The sequence below is a fragment of the Rhizobium sp. 01L419 genome (assembly GCF_056400025.1).
In genome coordinates this window covers 210209-226688 of the sequence record NZ_JBFTSM010000001.1, presented here as the reverse complement: position 1 = coordinate 226688, position 16480 = coordinate 210209, and the positions used below count along the sequence as shown (strand labels likewise).

The following is a 16480-nucleotide window of genomic DNA, read 5'->3' as shown; positions in this document are numbered from 1 at the left end:
AAATCGCCCGCCCCGAAACTGTGGCAGGTTCCGTATTGGATAGTTACTTCAGATGGTGAGAAACGAAGTAGGTCTCCTCCACGATCTCACACGTGTTGAGTGCCAACCAGCACACGGCGGCAAACTGGTATGGATTCCTATAACTGTCAAATAGAATAACTGGCAATGTGCATAACAAATTTGGTATATCGTTAAAAAGTATTACTTTTAATGGAACACAGTGGGGAGGCTGCAACCATGACGATCATCTCCGGGCCGTTTTCGTTGGAACATGTCGACATCAACAGCGACAATTTTGGCGATGACAGCCTTTTGCGCGCGGGACTTAAGCTGAATCACCTGCGAATGATTGTCGCAATCGAAGATAGCGGGCAGATTTCCGCCGCCGCCGAAGTGCTGAACATATCGCAGCCGGCAGCGTCGCGAATGCTGTCCGATATGGAGTCGATCGTGAAGACTCCGCTCTATGAGCGTGTCGCCCGCGGCGTGGTGCTCACCACCTTCGGCGAAGCTCTCGCCAGGCGTGCGCGAAAGATCCTTCTGGAGCTCAGGGAAGCGAGCCGCGAGATCGGCGAATTGAAGAGCGGCAAGGGCGGCTCGGTCTTTATCGGCGCCGTCACCGCACCCGCCATGAGCCTCGTCGTTCCCGCCATCAATACGGTGCGCAAGACCTTTCCGGGCATCGAGGTCAACATCCAGGTCGAGACCAGCAACGTGCTGGCGCGCGAGCTTCTCGCCGCCCGCCACGACTTCATTATCAGCCGCATCCCCGATGACCTGAACCCGCGCCTTTTCGAGGTCCGCGAGATCGGCACAGAGAAGGCCTGCCTGATCGTGCGCAGCGGCCATCCCCTGTTAAAGAAGAGAAACAGGCCGAGCAGCCTCTCGGAGATCAAGGATTACGACTGGGTATTCCAGCCGCCCGGCACGCTGCTGCGCCGCACGATCGAGGATATCTTCCTGTCGCGCGCCGTCCAGCTTCCGGAAAATATCGTCAACACCTCTTCGCTGCTGCTGACCTGCGCGATCATCTGCGAGACGGATGCGATCGCCCCTGTTGCCGTCGATGTCGCCCAGTTTCTCGCCTCGCAGAGTTCGAAAGCATCCGATGTGCGCATCCTGCCGATCGATTTCGAGATCAACGTCAAGCCCTACAGCCTGATCACCGTGCGCGAGCGCGCCCTGCCCCCAAGCGCCCGGCTGCTCTACGACCTCGTCCTGGAAGAAAGCATCCGGCAGGCCGAAAGGTAGGATCCCGCGCCGAAATCCAGCCCGGCGCCAACTTGCCGCCGTCTAATGCGCCCGCGTAAAAAGGAAGGCGCATGCTGTTCGGACAATCCATATTCCAATCCGTTCTCGAACGGCTGAAAGAGGAAGAAGACGCGGCCGGCGAAATGGAAGAGCCGGTCAGCCATCGCGTTTCCGGCTTCAGCACCGGTCTCGCTTTCGATGTGATGGAAGGTGTATCGGCCTCTTCGCAGCGGGTCGGCCAAGCCTATTTCGACAATCTCGGCCCCGATCCTGCACTCGAGGAGCCTCCCCCACCGGCGCCTGAGCCGGAACCGGTCATGCCGGATCATCTCGCCCGCATTGCACCGGAAGAGATTGCCGCAGAATTGTCGATTGCGGCCCACGATACGCTGCAGACGCTGAACGAGAAGCGGCGCGCCTTCGCCAAGACCAATCATCCTGACGGCGTCGCCCAGCCGTTCCGCGCCAATGCAAACAGGCGTATGATGATCGCCAATCTGCTGATCGACGAGGCGCTGCGCCGGCTGGCGCGCTGACTATTCCGCCTTTTTCTCTTCGTCGGTTGCAGGCTTTTCCTCACCCTCGTCCTCGGATGCGGCAGGCGCCGGTGCTTCCGGAGGCTTCGGGTTGAAGGCCCAGATCAGCATATAGAAGGAATAGACGCCGGCGCCGCCCGCAAGCATGCCCCAGAAGGGATCGCCTGTCGTGAATTCGACGACCGCCCAGCCAAGGCATACAACGACAATAAGGATACGGACCCAGAGGTGCCGATAGGCCGAATGATTGGGATCGATAAGCTGCATCTCTGTCTCATTGTCGCATTGACCCGTCTCACTCTTGTGATGACCCGTCTCACTCTGGTGATGACGCCGTCTCACTCTTGTGATGACCACACTTGTCTTTAGGATGGATTTCACAAATGTGAAAGGGCCGCGGGCTTGACGTGGCGACAGGAAAATGGAATGAAAATTCTAAACTTATATCAATTCGGTTTATTTGTTCCGAATCCAGGGAGGCAGTAATGACAGTGAGATTTGGTCTTCTCGGCGCCGGCCGCATCGGCAAGGTCCATGCGAAAGCGGTCAGCGGCGATGCCAATGCAAAGCTCGTGGCCGTCGCCGACGCCTTCCCGCAGGCTGCCGAAGCGATCGCGTCCGCCTATGGCTGTGAAGTGCGCAGCATCGAAGCGATCGAGGCCGCCAAGGATATCGACGCCGTCGTCATCTGCACGCCGACCGATACGCATGCCGACCTGATCGAGCGTTTCGCCCGTGCCGGCAAGGCGATCTTCTGCGAAAAGCCTGTTGACTTGAATGTTGCGCGCGTAAAAGCCTGCATCAAGGTCGTGGAAGAAACCGGCGCCAAGCTGATGGTCGGCTTCAATCGCCGCTTCGACCCGCATTTCATGGCGGTCCGCAAGGCCATCGACGACGGCAAGATCGGCGATGTCGAGATGGTGACGATCACCTCGCGCGATCCCGGCGCCCCGCCGGTCGATTACATCAAGCGTTCCGGCGGCATCTTCCGCGACATGACGATCCACGATTTCGACATGGCCCGCTTCCTGCTCGGCGAAGAGCCGGTCTCGGTCGTCGCGACCGCAGCCGTCCTCGTCGACAAGGCGATCGGCGAAGCCGGCGATTACGACAGCGTCTCGGTCATCCTGCAGACCGCTTCCGGCAAGCAGGCCGTCATCTCCAATTCCCGCCGTGCCACCTATGGCTACGACCAGCGCATCGAAGCGCACGGTTCCAAGGGCGTCGTCTCGGCCGAAAACCAGCGCCCGGTCTCGATCGAAATCGCCAACGGCGACGGTTATACCCGCCCGCCGCTGCACGATTTCTTCATGACCCGCTACACGGAAGCCTATGCCAACGAGATCGCCAGCTTCATCTCGGCGATCGAAAAGGGTTCGAAGATCACGCCGTCAGGCGCCGATGGCCTGGCAGCGCTGGCGCTTGCAGACGCGGCCGTCCAGTCCGTCAAGGAAGGCAAGCTCATCAGGATCGGCTGACCGCCCTCTCCCGACGGTCGCCATTATGAGATGGCCGGGCTCTCGCCCGGCCATTTCTCGTTTGATGACGCGCGGGCGGACCTGAAAAGGCCCCTCCCCAACCCCTCCCCACAGGTGGGAGGGGCTTAAACTGCCGCACCCGTTTTCCACATTCTCAACGCTTCGGGAAGGACAAGGCGGTGCTCTGGGTTAGCCCCTCCCCCTTGTGGGGAGGGGTTGGGGAGGGGTTTCCCCCCGGTACAGCCACATCCTCAATCCCCACCCTGGCCTCCCGCCACCACAATATCCTCATCAATCACAGCAAGCGCCCGGTTCAGATGTCCCTCGAAGACGAGGTTCTGCTCGTCGGCGGCGACCCTCAGCTCCGGCATGCCCTCCATGCGCACCACATGGGATTGGCCGAGCCCCTCCTCGATCCCCTGCCGCAGCAGATCGTAATAGCGGGTGCCGACCCCGGTGATGGCAATCGGCATGCGCTCCGTCAGGCTCAGCATGCGCGACAATCCGTTGCCGAGTGCCAACCCCGCCTGCCGGAAGGCAAAGCCCGAGATGCGGTGGCCCTGCCGCGCCCTGGCCGCGATCTTGTCGAGTTCGGCCAGCGGCACGAACTTTGCCGGGATCGTGTCGAGCGGCACTTCGAAGGCGGTGCGCAGGATGGCATAGAAGCCGGCATAGGCCTCGATGCAGCCGCGCGTGCCGCAGCGGCAAAGCCCGCCATTGGCCATATGCAGCATGTGCCCGAAATTGGGCGCCGAGACGTCATGCCCGCCATGGCTCGTCCGCCGGACTATACCGAGCCCGATGCTGTGCCCGAGCGAAAGGGCAGCCAGCGAGCGGAAATCCGCGCCTTTGACATTCTCCTCATGGGCGCCGAGTGCTGCGGCCACCAGCAGCGTCTCGTTGTCGAGGATGATCTTCGCCTGCCATTCCGGCCGGAGCGCCGATTCGAAATCGATCTGGTCGCTTCCGAAGATCGGCGACCAGACGAGAACCGGCTCGGAGGAATTGACCAGACCCTTGCTGCTGATCGAGATGAGCAGCACCTTCTGCTGTTCGATCCGCGAGCGGGCGAGGATGCGCAAAAGCCCCTCCCGCACCGAATTCGTGAAGCGGGAAGCCCCATCAGGATCATGCGACCTTTGCTCGCTGAAACGGTCGATCAGCTTGCCGGCGTAATCGACCAGCGAATATTGCACCGCATCCGAGGATATGATGACGACGATGAGATAGCCGCAGTCCCGCCGCTGGCGCAAAAGCACGCGCGGCCGCCCGCGTCCGCTGGCGGGCTGCTGCTCGGATTTTTCGATGATCTGCGCCTTTTCGAGATCGGCGGTGATCGCAGAAATCGTTGCGGAGGACAGCCGCGTGAACTCGGATATTTCCGTGTGAGCAAGCGGCCCGTGGCGGCGGAGAGTGGCGAGCACAAGCACGCTGTTTCTCTGCCGTACGAGCTCCGTGCTCGATTTGGTCAGCATCTATCGCCGCCTCTTCCCCGTTCGTTCCGCCCCTTATTGCCACAGCATCTCCAGCCCCCTCCAGTCAAAGGAAATAAGCCGGTAGTGCGGTGTTGACAGTTGAAAAAATCTCTGACACTAAATTTCTCGACTGTCGAGAAAAAAATCCGAACCTTTCTGGACAGGCTTTCGCGGTGGCCGGAGGAGGCTAAGGCTGGGCCGGCTGCAATTCACTCGGGAGGACATTATGAAGTCTCTTTATAAGCTGATGGCCGGGGCGGCCATTCTCGTTTCCGTACACTCGGCTGCCATGGCTGCCGATCTCGTCGTTGGCGTTTCCTGGTCGAATTTCCAGGAAGAACGTTGGAAGACCGACGAAGCTGCCATCAAGAAGGCTCTCGAAGCCAAGGGCGCAAAATACATTTCCGCTGACGCTCAGTCTTCGGCCGCAAAGCAGCTGACCGACGTCGAATCGCTGATCTCCCAGGGCGCAAACGCCCTCATCATTCTCGCTCAGGACTCCGATGCAATCGGCCCGGCTGTCGAAAAGGCCGCCAGCGAAGGTATCCCGGTCGTCGGTTACGACCGCCTGATCGAAAACCCGTCTGCCTTCTACATCACCTTCGACAACAAGGAAGTCGGCCGCCTGCAGGCTCAGGAAGTCTTCAAGGCAAAGCCGGAAGGCAACTACGTCTTCATCAAGGGCTCGTCTTCCGATCCGAACGCAGACTTCCTGTTTGCCGGCCAGATGGAAGTCGTCAAGGCTGCGATCGACGCTGGCAAGATCAAGAACGTCGGCGAAGCCTATACCGACGGCTGGCTGCCGCAGAACGCACAGCGCAACATGGAACAGTTCCTGACTGCCAACAACAACAAGGTTGATGCCGTTGTCGCTTCGAACGACGGTACGGCCGGTGGCGCAGTTGCCGCTCTCGACGCCCAGGGCCTCGCCGGCACCGTTCCGGTTTCCGGTCAGGACGCCGACAAGGCTGCTCTCAACCGCATCGCTTTGGGCACGCAGACGGTTTCCGTCTGGAAGGACAGCCGTGAGCTTGGCAAGCGCGCTGCCGAAATCGCTCTCGATCTCGCCGGCGGCACTGCGCTGGACAAGGTTGCAGGCGTGCAGACCTTCGAAGGTGGCCCGAAGAAGGTGAAGATGCAGTCCATCTTCCTGACCCCGCTCGCCATCACCAAGGACAACCTGAACGTCGTCATCGACGCCGGCTGGATCTCCAAGGCTGAAGCTTGCCAGGGTGTCAAGGCTGGCTCCGTCAAGGCTTGCGAATAATCCTCGCTCGCTGATTTGAATACCGGCGCCGCAGTGGCCTTCCGCTGCGGCGCCGGATGCGGCTGAAGCCCATTCGGTGGTGCTTCTCCGTTCTCGCGCACATCGCGGATGCTTCGATTCCCTGCCAGAATAGTGCCGTTGTGATCGGCTATTTTCGGAAGCGTCCCGGTGGTCATATCCAGAACAGGGCGATCGTCGGCCAGCTATCCCACCAGGAGCAGGCCTGCGCCCAAACAATGGGGGAAACGGCAAACCCATGGCAGACATTACCCAATCGACCTCATCCGGCCCGCGCACGACAGTTGAAGGCCCCTTCACGCGCTTCCTGCGGGCAACGGAAATAGACACCCGGCTTCTCGGCATGATCGGCGCATTGCTGGTCATCTGGGTCGGCTTCCACTTCTATACCGGCGGCCTGTTCCTCACGCCCCGAAACCTCTGGAACCTCTCCGTCCAGACGACCGAAATCGCGGTTCTCGCGACCGGCATGGTGCTGGTCATCGTGACCAGAAACATCGACCTGTCGATCGGCTCGATCCTTGGCTTCGTCGCCATGATCATGGGCGTGGTCCAGGCGAAGTTCCTGCCGCAATATCTGGGCTTCGACAATTCCTTCACCTGGGTGATCACGCTGATCTGCGGCCTGCTCGTCGGCTCGGCCATCGGCATGTTCCAGGGCGTCATCATCGCCTTTATGGGCGTGCCCTCCTTCATCGTCACCCTCGGCGGCTTCCTCGCCTGGCGCGGCCTTGCCTGGTATGTCACGAGCGGCCAGACGGTCGCGCCCCTCGACACCACCTTCCGCATCATGGGCGGCGGTGCCGAAGGCGCGATCGGCGCCACCTGGAGCTGGATCATCGGCGTCGTCGCCTGTCTGCTGATCGTCGTCTCGATCGTCGGCTCGCGTCACCAGCGCCGGCGCTTCAACTTCCCGCGCCGCCCGCTCTGGGCCGAGTATGTCCTCGGCGTCCTCGGCTGTGCCATGGTGCTCGGCGCGATCTGGGTCTCGACGATCTATTACTGGCCGGTCGCCATCGCCAAGCGCTATGCCGAGGCCAACAGCATCGCCTGGCCGGAAACCGGCCTGATGATCCCCTACGGCATTGCCGTGCCGGTGCTGATCGCCATCCTCGTCGGCATCGTCATGACCTTCATCGCCACGCGTCTGCGCTTCGGCCGCTATGTCTTCGCCATCGGCGGCAACCCGGAAGCGGCCGAACTCGCCGGCATCAAGACCCGCTGGGTGACCGTTCGCATCTTCGCGCTGATGGGCTTCCTCGCAGCGGTCGCCGCCGCCATCTCGACGGCCCGCCTCAACGCCGCCGCCAATTCGCAGGGCACGACCTACGAACTCTATACGATCGCCGCAGCCGTCATCGGCGGCACGTCGCTCGCAGGCGGCACCGGCACGATTGCCGGCGCCATGCTCGGCGCGCTCGTCATGCAGTCGCTTCAGTCGGGCATGGGTCTCGCCAACGTCGACACACCCATCCAGAACGTCGTCGTCGGCGCGGTGCTCGTCATTGCCGTCTGGCTCGACACTGTCTATCGCTCCCGTGCGAAGTAAGAGGAGTACGAACCATGGCTGAACAACGCTCTCCCCTTGTCGAACTGAAAAACATTTCGATCTCCTTCGGCGGTATTCACGCGGTCGACAATGCCTCGGTCGATCTCTATCCCGGCGAAGTCGTGGCCCTTCTCGGCCATAACGGCGCCGGCAAATCGACGCTGATCAAGATCCTCTCCGGCGCCTACAAGCGTGATTCGGGTGAGATCCTGATCGACGGCGAGCCGGCCGACATCCGCAATCCGCGCGACGCCAAGAAGTTCGGCATCGAGACGATCTACCAGACGCTCGCCGTCGCCGATAATGTCGATGCCGCCGCCAACCTCTATCTCGGCCGCGAGCTGAAGACCCGCTGGGGTACGCTCGACGACGTCGCGATGGAACATTCCGCCCGTGAGGTGATGGGCCGCCTGAACCCCAACTTCAAGCGCTTCAAGGAGCCGGTCAAGGCACTCTCCGGCGGCCAGCGCCAGTCCGTAGCGATTGCCCGCGCCATCCTGTTCAACGCCCGTATCCTGATCATGGACGAGCCGACGGCAGCCCTTGGTCCGCAGGAAACCGCGCAGGTGGGCGAGCTCATCAAGCAGCTGAAAAAGGAAGGCATCGGCATCTTCCTCATCAGCCACGACATCCACGACGTCTTCGACCTCGCGGACCGCGTCTCCGTCATGAAAAACGGCCAGGTCGTCGGCCACGCCCGTACCGAAGATGTCACCAAGGACGAAGTGCTCGGCATGATCATCCTCGGCAAGGTGCCCCCCAAGGCCATCCCCGGCCCCGGCGCCATGCAGGTCTGATCGATCGATTGCTCCACAAGCCAACTCCGCCGCCCGAAAGGCCCGGCGGAGTTTTCATTTCGGCAACAGCTTGGCCGGAAATCGCTTTAAAACCCAAGTCGCAGATTTTCCGTGAACTTCGCGATTGAAGCAGAGCCAAAGCTAGGCTAAGAACCACCCATCGGACGACGATTCATTTCGTCAGGCATGCACCCGTAGCTCAGCTGGATAGAGTGTTGGATTCCGATTCCAAAGGTCACAGGTTCGAATCCTGTCGGGTGCGCCATTTTTCGTTTCGCTCTATCCATCAGCCCGGCAAAACGCCTCAAACTCACGCGCCGGTGCCGTGCGGTGGCGCTCCTTGTGCCGCAGGAGCGTGAAGCGCCGAGGCGGAAGTTCGACCTCGACAGCGCGCAACTGGCCGTTCTGGATGAACGGCGTGACAATCGCCTCGGATAGGGCAGTCACACATGCGCCACTGCGCACAGCGGAAAGCACTGCCTCGTTGGATGGAAGGACGAGGGCGACGTCGAGAGACGAAGGCGAGACGCCTATCGCTCGCAGCGCTTCCTCGAGGACGGATCGCGTGCCCGAACCGGATTCCCGCAAGATCCAGCGCTGAGATCCGAGATTCTCCCGATCGATCTCGTTGGCGTTCTCCAATCCGGCGACCAGAACCAGGCGGTCGTCGGCGATTGCGGTTGCCGCCAGAGCGGGCTCGTCCCGGGTACCCTCAATGAATCCCAGTTCGGCATCGCCCGCAATGACGGCGGCTGCCACCTTCGCCGTGTTCTCGATCGTCAGATTGACGCTTATGCCCGGATAGGCCTGCGAGAACTTCAGGAGAAGCGGCGGCAGCCAATAGTTCGCGATTGTCTGGCTGGCGTGGATATCCAGGTCGCCGGTCTTCAGGCCGCCGAGTTCGGAGAGGACGGCCGCCGTCATCTTCACGCGGGCGAGCGTCTCCTTCGCATCCTGCAGAAGCACCCTTCCCTCCCGCGTCAGCTGAATGCCCCTTCCGACCCGGTCGAACAGCGTCACGCTGTAGAAATTCTCCAGCGCCTTGATCGAAGCGCTGACGGCGGAGGGCGTGAGGCGAAGGGCTGAGGCGGCCTGGGTCAGGTGCTCGCGCTCGGCCACGGCGACAAAGATTGATAGCTGCTCAAGGGTCATGCGGAATCATTCTGTCCAGACGAATGAAATGTCAAATATTATTCGATAGAACAAAACAGAGTGGAAGCTTAACCTTCAAATGCCCATCGCATTGGAGGAAACATGTCGTCCGTGCCAAGATTTGTAGAAATTATTCCCGGGACGCTGCTTGCAGTGGCAATCACAGCGACGTCTCAAGGCTTAGTGGCAGGAGAAAAGGCTGCAACGGGTGCCGAGCTTCTGGACGGGCTCGTGATCGCGATCATTCTGGGCACCGTCTTCCACACGGTCTTCGGGCTGGCTCCCATCCTGAAAGCGGGCGTCTCCTTCTCCAGCAAGATCCTGCTGGAGCTTGCGATCGTACTGCTCGGAGCATCGGCAAGCCTGGCGACCGTCGTCAGTGCCGGATCGACCATGATCCTCGTCGTCGTTGCAACCGTGCTGGCGTCCCTCATGATCAGCTACAGCATCTGCAGGCTGCTCGGCCTCCACGACGGTCTGGCGACCCTGGTAGCCTGCGGCAATTCGATCTGCGGCAACTCGGCGATCGTGGCGGCCGCCCCCGTGATCGGAGCGCGGTCAGATGACGTTGCCGCATCGATCGCCTTCACGGCCGCGCTCGGCATCGTTGTCGTTCTCGTCCTCCCGCCCCTGTTCTCCGCGACCCATCTTACCGAATGGCAATATGGTGTGGTTGCCGGCATGACGGTCTATGCTGTCCCGCAGGTGCTTGCCGCCACAGCTCCCATCGGCGCTGTCAGCGTACAGATCGGAACTCTGGTCAAGCTCATGCGGGTTCTGATGCTCGGCCCCGTCGTCCTGCTTTTGCGGTTGAAGAAGGGAGCAGGCGACGCAGCGCCCCTCTCGCTCACCCACCTCGTCCCGTGGTTCATCCTCGGTTTCTTCGCAATGATGATCCTCCGCTCTCTTGACCTGATCCCGGACCACCTGGTCGGGGCGGCGAAGACGGTTTCGACCTATCTCACCATCGTTTCAATGGCCGCACTCGGCCTTTCGGTGAACATGCGGACGGTTTTCTCCTCAGGGGGCCGGGTTCTTCTTGCAGGCGTGCTTTCGATGCTCGCGCTCGGCTTGATGAGCCTCGCCGGACTTCTCCTCCTTCACGCAAACTGACGGCTCCCGGTCGTTCTCAGCGGCGATCACGTTTGAGCGGCATTTTCGCTTGAGACAAACCAAAGCGATGATCCCACTGCCGACTTTACTGCCCTGCTTATCAGGACGCTGCTGATACGCGACCCGCTAGCCGATTGAGGGCAGCGCAAGCGGTGCGATGCGGCGGTCACCTCCTCTGGCAGGCAAACCGGTTTCATCGAACGCATGCCCCGTTCCGGATTCCCCACCTCCCCTGGCACACCCCTTGCTTCGTTAACAATACGCCATCCCATCGGGAGTATTGTGTCATGGAATGGGACACCCCAATCGAATTCGATCCCGTGATCCTGATACTTCACAATCCGGACAGGCTCCTGTCCGTCCGAACGGCGATTGGAGCCGCCAACGCGCTCATGAAGGAATTCCCCTGCGATGACGGGGAGGAATTCCTTGCGGCGATCAGGATCTGTATCGATGTCGTCAATGGCAACGCTGACCCTTGGGAATTGAGAGCGGCGATTATTCGCGCTGCAGAGGAGGCTGGGATTACCGCCATCGCCGTATTGCACTGAGCCGGCCGTTTCTTGACCTGGCAGGATGCGGCCTGTGGAAGCCACGGAGCGGAAAACCGCCCCTCGCCGGCCCTCGCTTTCGCGGCAATGGCGGCCTCATACCGGGCCCGTGTAATCACCGCAATTCCGCTGCACATTTCGTAAGAGTATTTCCTTAATAAAATCAGCGGCTTAAAATGGACGATTACAGAATTACGAGATTACGGCGTGTTTCTGTTTCTGATGGAAATATGCGAACGGCAGCTCCTAACATCAGTCTTCTTCTCCGCCTGTGTTTCGCATTGTCTTCGTAATTGCGTAATAACAGCCATAAATAATTGAAATAATTACTGAAATAAGATTACGACATCTGCGTGGGAATGCGTAACCGCTGTCAGCAATTCCGCGAACTGGCCCGCAAAAAGGCCGCCCCGAAGGGCGGCTTCCTGCACTCACGGAGCACATTCTAGAAAATCGCGTCTCGCCTTCGCAGGCCATGCTCGAACTCGATGCGACCATCAACCCATCTTGCCCAGGGCAGGCCGTCCTCATCGCCACGAACATAAACACGCACGGTGCGCCCGCCGCGATTGACCGGCTTCGAGTCCGGTTTGAACCCCAGTCCGACAAGCGCCCTCTGCAGGTTCTTGTGCCAGCCGGCCGGCAAGCGGCTTGCATCCTCGCTTCCGCCGGTCAAGAGCTTGCGCATGTCCGCGCAGGTCAGCCTCATGTCGCCGGGAGGGATCAGGTCGCGGATGATCTCATAGGTGGGGCCGAAATCCATCACGCCCTGGTGCAGGGTTTCAAGGTCGGCCCGCAATGCCGGGTCATCCAGCCACAGCGGCTCGCGCTCGTAGATCGTCATGACTTCGGCCCAGACCTGCGCGCGGTCGGCCCGGATGGCCGCGATATCGATCGCGGTGGGCCTGACCGGCCACCACCGGCGATTGCCCGTCGTGTCCGTCAGGAACTCGTCGGCATTCGTCGTGGCGTAGAACACGAACTGGCGCGGCACGTCGTCGACCCTCTGCTTATACGCCCCGCGCGCGCTATCTATGCGAACCGTGATGAACTTCCTGATCGTATCGATCTCCCGGTTCGACCGGCCGGCAAGCTCCGCAAGCTCGACAAGCCAGCGCCCGCGCGTGTTCTCGATCACTTCGCGCGCCCCGTCGCCCACCGTCACGCCGTCGGTCACCCATTCCTCGACCGGAACGAGCGCCCGGCCGAACGACGATTTTCCGAGGCCCTGCCTGCCCTGCAGGGTCAGCACGTGATCGAACTGGCACCCTGGCTGAAAGACGCGTCTGGCGAGCGCTGAGAGCCATTTGCGCGAAAAGGCACGGTTCAGGGGCGTGTCATCAGCGCCGAGATGAGAGGTCAGGAAAGTGTCGACGCGCCTCCTTCCATCCCATGCCGGCAGCGATGACAGCCAGCCTTTCACAGGGTGATAGGGATGCCGCCCGGCGACCTTGTCGATAACGGGATTGATATTGGAAACCCTCGGCGTCAGGCCGAACCCTTCCAGCCATTCGACCGCTTCTGCAAGGTCATTGTTTCCGACGGCACGAGGCTTCCAGTCGCCCTGTCGCAAATCCCATGGCGGGCGGGCAAGCAACATCGTTTGGCCGCTGAATTCATCAAGGGCGAGCATTCCGCATGCGTCGGGGTGGTGCTCCAGCATCACGGTCCAATTGAGCGTGAGGCCCGGATGGGGATTGCCCTTGTCATTCGTCTTGAGCATGGCGAGCCAGTCGCGCGGCGATGCATGTGCAGTCACAGGTGGCATGAGATTTTCCGCGTGGGATGTGGGGTTTCCCCTTCTCCCCAGCGGGGAGAAGGGCCCCGAAGGGCGGATGAGGGGGCTCCGGGCAAGAGGCTAACCACAGGAGAATCTCTTCCCTCTCAGCCCATCCGGAAACGAAACGTCAGTAATGTTCGACTGCATCATCCGTCGGCATCCGTGGCCCCCTTCATCCGACCCTTCGGGCCACCTTCTCCCCGCTGGGGAGAAGGGGACGTCGCGCCTTGCGCAACCTGCCACACATTCACCAATCCACCCCTCGACCTGCCCTTCCACCCAGCCGACGGCCCGCTTGCCGATCCTGACCGGCTGTGGAAACCGGCCGTCGGCAATCATCGCATAGAGGGTGGAGGTGGGAAGGCCCGTCCTGTTCTGAACCTCCGGGCGGCGGAGAATCCTTGATGTCATCGACCGTTTCCTTCTGGAATGCTTCGGACCTCCCCAGAGCTATTTGGAAACGGTTGGGATGTTGACATGAGCATCGCCGATGCATTGCGCCGGCGCAGTTTCTGCGACCTCACGGGAAAATTGATCTTTTGTCGCGCCCGGATTCCAGACGATGCAGAAACGGCAGATTATTCGGGATAGGCCTCCGCGCCCTCCAGCGCCGCCTTGTGGAAGAGGATGAAGACCAGGGGGTTGCCGGGCTCGGACATTGCATCGCTGCGCTGGCCCGTTATCTCCCCGGCCACGCCGCTTGTATATTCCGCCACCACTTCGCCGAAGCTGTTGCGCTGGATGGCGACCTTCTGTCCGGGTTCGACCTTGTCGTTGAGCTTGACCAGATGCTCGACGATCCCGCCCTGGGTTGCCAGGATCGGGAAGGCGCTGTTGCCGACGAAGACATTCACGTCCTTGCCTGTCCGGCCCATCGGCCCGGCAACGATGCCGTGATGCTTGAGGACGTTCATCGTGCCTTCCACGAACAGCGAGATCATCTCGATGTCCAGAACGCGGGCAGCGCCGATCTCTGGCGTGAAGGAGGGGATGCCCACGTCCATGAACGCGTTGTGCAGGACACCCGGATAGACATGGTTGTCGAAGATCTGGCCGACGGGATAGAGCTCCACCATCGCCTTGACCTCGGGCACATCCATGCCGCCAATATTGAATGCGGTGACTTCGAACCCGGTTGTTCCGGTGTGGAAGTCGATCGCGAAATCGGCGTTCGGCCGCAGCAGCCGGTTGAACAGAAGCCCGGCATGTCGGCTGGGCGCGGAGGCACCGTTCTCGTTCCCCGGCCATTCCCGGTTCATATCGATCAGATCGACGCCCCTGCCCTGATTGGGCCACCTGCGCTGCATGCTTTCAAGGGCCGGGCGGGATATGTCGGTGACCGCCATGACCGTGCCCGACATCTGCGCCGGATCGAGCTGGTTCATCACGGTCTGGACCGTGTGAATGTTGCTCATTTCGTCGCCATGCACACCGCTGGTCAGGATACCGCGCTTGCCAGGCTTTGCCCCCTTGGCGACCGTCACGGACACGTACCAGTACTGCCCCGTGGGCATCTGCGCACCCTGAAAATACAGGAAGTGCTTCTGCCCGGGCTCCAGGTCGTCGACGTCGAGCGCGCTGACGACCTTTTTGCCCTGGATGACATCGCCGGTATAGACCGTTCCCGATGCCGGTCGGGCAGCGGGTGTCGCCGCCTCCTGGGCTTTTGCGGCACCGGCGCTGACCGCGAGGGCAGCCGATGCGCCGACCGTGGCGATCGATGCGATCAAGAGATCGCGGCGATCGATGCCATTCTTCGATTTGTCCGACATGATGGAGGCCCTTTGTGATTTGAAAATCTATTCACAACAACGGCATGTACATCGACCGCGAGAATCCCGCGCAACTTCAATCTAGGGTATGCTGCGGACCTGGCAAGGTCGCGCAATCTCCGCAAACCTGTGCCGGGCTCCGGATGGAACGCCGGCGCTCTAATGCGCAGTATAGGCCCCATCCACCAGGTAGTGAGCTCCTGTAATGAAGCTTGCTTGTTCAGACAGGAGGAAGCAAACGAGATTTGCAACTTCGTCCGGCGTGCCACGCCTTCCCATTGGCTGGAGCGCTGCCATCCGGCGCGTGCTCGCTGCCTCCAGATGCTCCGACAGGAGGGGCGTATCGATCCAGCCGGGACCGACAGCATTGACCCGAATCCCGAATCTCGCATATTCGATCGCGGCAACTTTCGTCAGCCCGACCAGCCCGTGCTTGGCGGCGGTATAGGCTGCCGCGGTCGGCAGCCCGACAGACCCGAGGGCGGAAGACATGTTGACGATTGCCCCCCCGCCCAGTTTCAACATCGCGCCGATCTCGCATTTCGTGCAGTAGAAGACGCTGTTCAGATTGACGTTCATCAACCTGTGCCAGTCATCAAGCGGGTAATCTGCGACCGCTGCACGAACGCCGTCCACCCCGGCATTGTTGACGGCGAGATCCAGACCACCGCATTCCTCGACGGCAAATTGGACAAGCTTCTGCACGCCTTCGAAGTCGGTCACATCGACGACAAAGGGACGAGCCTGTCCGCCGTCCGATCGAATTGCCGCTGCAACCGCGTGAGCGCCATCGGCATTGCAATCGGCAACGATGACCTCGGCACCCTCGTGAGCGAGCTGCCGGGAAACCGCCGCTCCAATTCCGGAGCCTGCGCCCGTCACGATCGCGACTTTTCCTTCAAGGCAAAGTTTCATCGTTCTGTCCATTCCGATATGCTAATACTCCTGCAAAACGAATACCTGATGCAAGGAGTTTCATGGATGACTAAAATGCATGCTATTGCAAGTTGCGCAGCTTGTCCGCCTGGCAAGCACATAGTTCCACAGAAACGAATGTCCCGGCCAAAATCGGCACGCCGTTAATCGCGAATCATCGAATCTGACTGAACTCTTTGGCAGGTGGAAATGGACGAACGGGCAGATGTCACACGCCGAGGCCTCGTTTTGGGTGGCCTGGCTCTGATGCTTTATGGATGCAGTACGACATCGGATGGCCCGCCGCTGGGCTACCGGGTTTTGGGAAGGGACCCCGATGCCGATCCCCGCTATCGCCGGCAGGAAGTGGCCTATGACGGAAACGAGCCGCCCGGCACCATCGTCGTCGATACGGGTGCACGCTATCTCTATTTCGTGGAGGACGGCGGCGTTGCCACGCGCTATGGCGTCGCCGTGGGGGAGGAAGGCTTAAGCTTCAAGGGCGAAGCCTCGATCGGCCGCAAGGCGGAGTGGCCCTCGTGGAAGCCCACCGACGACATGATCGAGCGCAAGCCGCGGCTCGCCCAATATGCCGATGGCGTGCCGGGAGGACCGGACAACCCGCTCGGGGCTGCGGCCCTTTACCTCTACCAGGGCGGCCAGGACACGCTCTTCCGGCTGCACGGAACCAACGCGCCCTGGTCGATCGGTCAAGCGGTGTCGAACGGCTGCATTCGCCTGACCAATGCAAACATCGTCGATCTCTACTCCCGCACCCGGGTGGGAACGCGTGTGGTCGTCATTTAGAGCATGCCGCGCAAAAGTG

General features: G+C 60.9%; 16 protein-coding genes and 1 tRNA gene. 10 read left to right on the top strand and 7 right to left on the bottom strand.

Translation table 11 applies throughout. The features are described from left to right. The first annotated feature begins 237 nt into the window (after positions 1-237). Positions 238-1251, top strand: coding sequence for a LysR family transcriptional regulator (locus AC1DUP_RS01135; protein WP_113297442.1), 1014 nt, complete (start codon positions 238-240; stop codon positions 1249-1251). 71 nt (positions 1252-1322) lie between these two features. After that, positions 1323-1787, top strand: coding sequence for a hypothetical protein (locus tag AC1DUP_RS01130; RefSeq protein WP_477831870.1), 465 nt, complete (start codon positions 1323-1325; stop codon positions 1785-1787). Here the strand turns inward: AC1DUP_RS01130 and AC1DUP_RS01125 are convergent, their stop codons facing one another. Continuing rightward, the gene (locus AC1DUP_RS01125; RefSeq protein ID WP_477831869.1) at positions 1788-2054 is read right to left on the bottom strand and encodes a hypothetical protein; all 267 of its coding nucleotides are present in this window, start codon (positions 2052-2054) and stop codon (positions 1788-1790) included. 218 nt (positions 2055-2272) lie between these two features. Between AC1DUP_RS01125 and iolG the strand changes: the two genes are divergently transcribed. Next, a complete protein-coding gene (gene iolG / locus AC1DUP_RS01120; protein WP_477831868.1) occupies positions 2273-3265 on the top strand; it encodes an inositol 2-dehydrogenase in 993 nt (330 codons plus the stop codon). A gap of 251 nt (positions 3266-3516) precedes the next feature. Here the strand turns inward: iolG and AC1DUP_RS01115 are convergent, their stop codons facing one another. Next, positions 3517-4740, bottom strand: coding sequence for an ROK family transcriptional regulator (locus AC1DUP_RS01115; protein ID WP_113298952.1), 1224 nt, complete (start codon positions 4738-4740; stop codon positions 3517-3519). 226 nt (positions 4741-4966) lie between these two features. Here AC1DUP_RS01115 and xylF point away from each other — a divergent pair, with 226 nt between their 5' ends. From xylF to AC1DUP_RS01095, 4 genes are all read left to right on the top strand, one after another. Beyond that, complete coding sequence (gene xylF, locus AC1DUP_RS01110; RefSeq protein ID WP_113298951.1) at positions 4967-6007, top strand: D-xylose ABC transporter substrate-binding protein; 1041 nt, start codon at positions 4967-4969, stop codon at positions 6005-6007. A gap of 256 nt (positions 6008-6263) precedes the next feature. Further along, the gene (locus AC1DUP_RS01105; protein WP_115034260.1) at positions 6264-7574 is read left to right on the top strand and encodes a sugar ABC transporter permease; all 1311 of its coding nucleotides are present in this window, start codon (positions 6264-6266) and stop codon (positions 7572-7574) included. Positions 7575-7588: 14 nt separating this feature from the next. Then, the gene (locus tag AC1DUP_RS01100; RefSeq protein ID WP_113298949.1) at positions 7589-8371 is read left to right on the top strand and encodes a sugar ABC transporter ATP-binding protein; all 783 of its coding nucleotides are present in this window, start codon (positions 7589-7591) and stop codon (positions 8369-8371) included. Positions 8372-8559: 188 nt separating this feature from the next. Then, positions 8560-8636 (top strand) — tRNA-Arg (locus AC1DUP_RS01095). 14 nt (positions 8637-8650) lie between these two features. On the opposite strand, the gene AC1DUP_RS01090 is transcribed toward AC1DUP_RS01095, so the two are convergent. Continuing rightward, positions 8651-9523, bottom strand: a complete 873-nt coding sequence (locus AC1DUP_RS01090) for a LysR family transcriptional regulator (protein WP_477831867.1) — start codon at positions 9521-9523, stop codon at positions 8651-8653. Positions 9524-9625: 102 nt separating this feature from the next. Here AC1DUP_RS01090 and AC1DUP_RS01085 point away from each other — a divergent pair, with 102 nt between their 5' ends. Both AC1DUP_RS01085 and AC1DUP_RS01080 read left to right on the top strand, forming a co-directional pair. Continuing rightward, positions 9626-10636 carry a YeiH family protein gene (locus AC1DUP_RS01085; RefSeq protein ID WP_477831866.1) on the top strand — a complete coding sequence of 337 codons (1011 nt, stop codon included), beginning with the start codon at positions 9626-9628 and terminating at the stop codon, positions 10634-10636. Between the two features lie 287 nt (positions 10637-10923). After that, positions 10924-11187, top strand: coding sequence for a DUF982 domain-containing protein (locus tag AC1DUP_RS01080; RefSeq protein ID WP_113298946.1), 264 nt, complete (start codon positions 10924-10926; stop codon positions 11185-11187). A 445-nt stretch (positions 11188-11632) separates the two neighbouring features. Here the strand turns inward: AC1DUP_RS01080 and AC1DUP_RS01075 are convergent, their stop codons facing one another. The 4 genes from AC1DUP_RS01075 to AC1DUP_RS01060 all read right to left on the bottom strand — a co-directional run bounded on the left by AC1DUP_RS01075 (position 11633) and on the right by AC1DUP_RS01060 (position 15654). Further along, positions 11633-12955: a virulence-associated E family protein gene (locus tag AC1DUP_RS01075; protein WP_477831865.1), complete on the bottom strand. Its 1323-nt coding sequence runs from the start codon at positions 12953-12955 to the stop codon at positions 11633-11635. A 90-nt stretch (positions 12956-13045) separates the two neighbouring features. Beyond that, the gene (locus AC1DUP_RS01070) at positions 13046-13378 is read right to left on the bottom strand and encodes a helix-turn-helix transcriptional regulator (RefSeq protein WP_477831864.1); all 333 of its coding nucleotides are present in this window, start codon (positions 13376-13378) and stop codon (positions 13046-13048) included. A 167-nt stretch (positions 13379-13545) separates the two neighbouring features. Then, positions 13546-14739, bottom strand: a complete 1194-nt coding sequence (locus tag AC1DUP_RS01065; RefSeq protein WP_113298943.1) for a succinylglutamate desuccinylase/aspartoacylase family protein — start codon at positions 14737-14739, stop codon at positions 13546-13548. A 159-nt stretch (positions 14740-14898) separates the two neighbouring features. Continuing rightward, on the bottom strand, positions 14899-15654 hold the full coding sequence (locus AC1DUP_RS01060; RefSeq protein ID WP_113298954.1) for a 3-oxoacyl-ACP reductase FabG: 756 nt from the start codon (positions 15652-15654) through the stop codon (positions 14899-14901). A 210-nt stretch (positions 15655-15864) separates the two neighbouring features. On the opposite strand from AC1DUP_RS01060, the gene AC1DUP_RS01055 reads away from it, so the two are divergent. Beyond that, positions 15865-16461, top strand: coding sequence for a L,D-transpeptidase (locus AC1DUP_RS01055; RefSeq protein ID WP_113298942.1), 597 nt, complete (start codon positions 15865-15867; stop codon positions 16459-16461). Positions 16462-16480 lie beyond the last annotated feature (19 nt).

What these genes read in the sequence shown, in the direction of transcription:
- AC1DUP_RS01135 (WP_113297442.1), top strand. Translation starts at nt 238, where the DNA reads ATGACGATCATCTCCGGGCCGTTTTCGTTGGAACATGTCGACATCAAC.
- AC1DUP_RS01130 (WP_477831870.1), top strand. Translation starts at nt 1,323, where the DNA reads ATGCTGTTCGGACAATCCATATTCCAATCCGTTCTCGAACGGCTGAAA.
- AC1DUP_RS01125 (WP_477831869.1), bottom strand. Translation starts at nt 2,054, where the DNA reads ATGCAGCTTATCGATCCCAATCATTCGGCCTATCGGCACCTCTGGGTC.
- iolG (WP_477831868.1), top strand. Translation starts at nt 2,273, where the DNA reads ATGACAGTGAGATTTGGTCTTCTCGGCGCCGGCCGCATCGGCAAGGTC.
- AC1DUP_RS01115 (WP_113298952.1), bottom strand. Translation starts at nt 4,740, where the DNA reads ATGCTGACCAAATCGAGCACGGAGCTCGTACGGCAGAGAAACAGCGTG.
- xylF (WP_113298951.1), top strand. Translation starts at nt 4,967, where the DNA reads ATGAAGTCTCTTTATAAGCTGATGGCCGGGGCGGCCATTCTCGTTTCC.
- AC1DUP_RS01105 (WP_115034260.1), top strand. Translation starts at nt 6,264, where the DNA reads ATGGCAGACATTACCCAATCGACCTCATCCGGCCCGCGCACGACAGTT.
- AC1DUP_RS01100 (WP_113298949.1), top strand. Translation starts at nt 7,589, where the DNA reads ATGGCTGAACAACGCTCTCCCCTTGTCGAACTGAAAAACATTTCGATC.
- AC1DUP_RS01090 (WP_477831867.1), bottom strand. Translation starts at nt 9,523, where the DNA reads ATGACCCTTGAGCAGCTATCAATCTTTGTCGCCGTGGCCGAGCGCGAG.
- AC1DUP_RS01085 (WP_477831866.1), top strand. Translation starts at nt 9,626, where the DNA reads ATGTCGTCCGTGCCAAGATTTGTAGAAATTATTCCCGGGACGCTGCTT.
- AC1DUP_RS01080 (WP_113298946.1), top strand. Translation starts at nt 10,924, where the DNA reads ATGGAATGGGACACCCCAATCGAATTCGATCCCGTGATCCTGATACTT.
- AC1DUP_RS01075 (WP_477831865.1), bottom strand. Translation starts at nt 12,955, where the DNA reads ATGCCACCTGTGACTGCACATGCATCGCCGCGCGACTGGCTCGCCATG.
- AC1DUP_RS01070 (WP_477831864.1), bottom strand. Translation starts at nt 13,378, where the DNA reads ATGACATCAAGGATTCTCCGCCGCCCGGAGGTTCAGAACAGGACGGGC.
- AC1DUP_RS01065 (WP_113298943.1), bottom strand. Translation starts at nt 14,739, where the DNA reads ATGTCGGACAAATCGAAGAATGGCATCGATCGCCGCGATCTCTTGATC.
- AC1DUP_RS01060 (WP_113298954.1), bottom strand. Translation starts at nt 15,654, where the DNA reads ATGAAACTTTGCCTTGAAGGAAAAGTCGCGATCGTGACGGGCGCAGGC.
- AC1DUP_RS01055 (WP_113298942.1), top strand. Translation starts at nt 15,865, where the DNA reads ATGGACGAACGGGCAGATGTCACACGCCGAGGCCTCGTTTTGGGTGGC.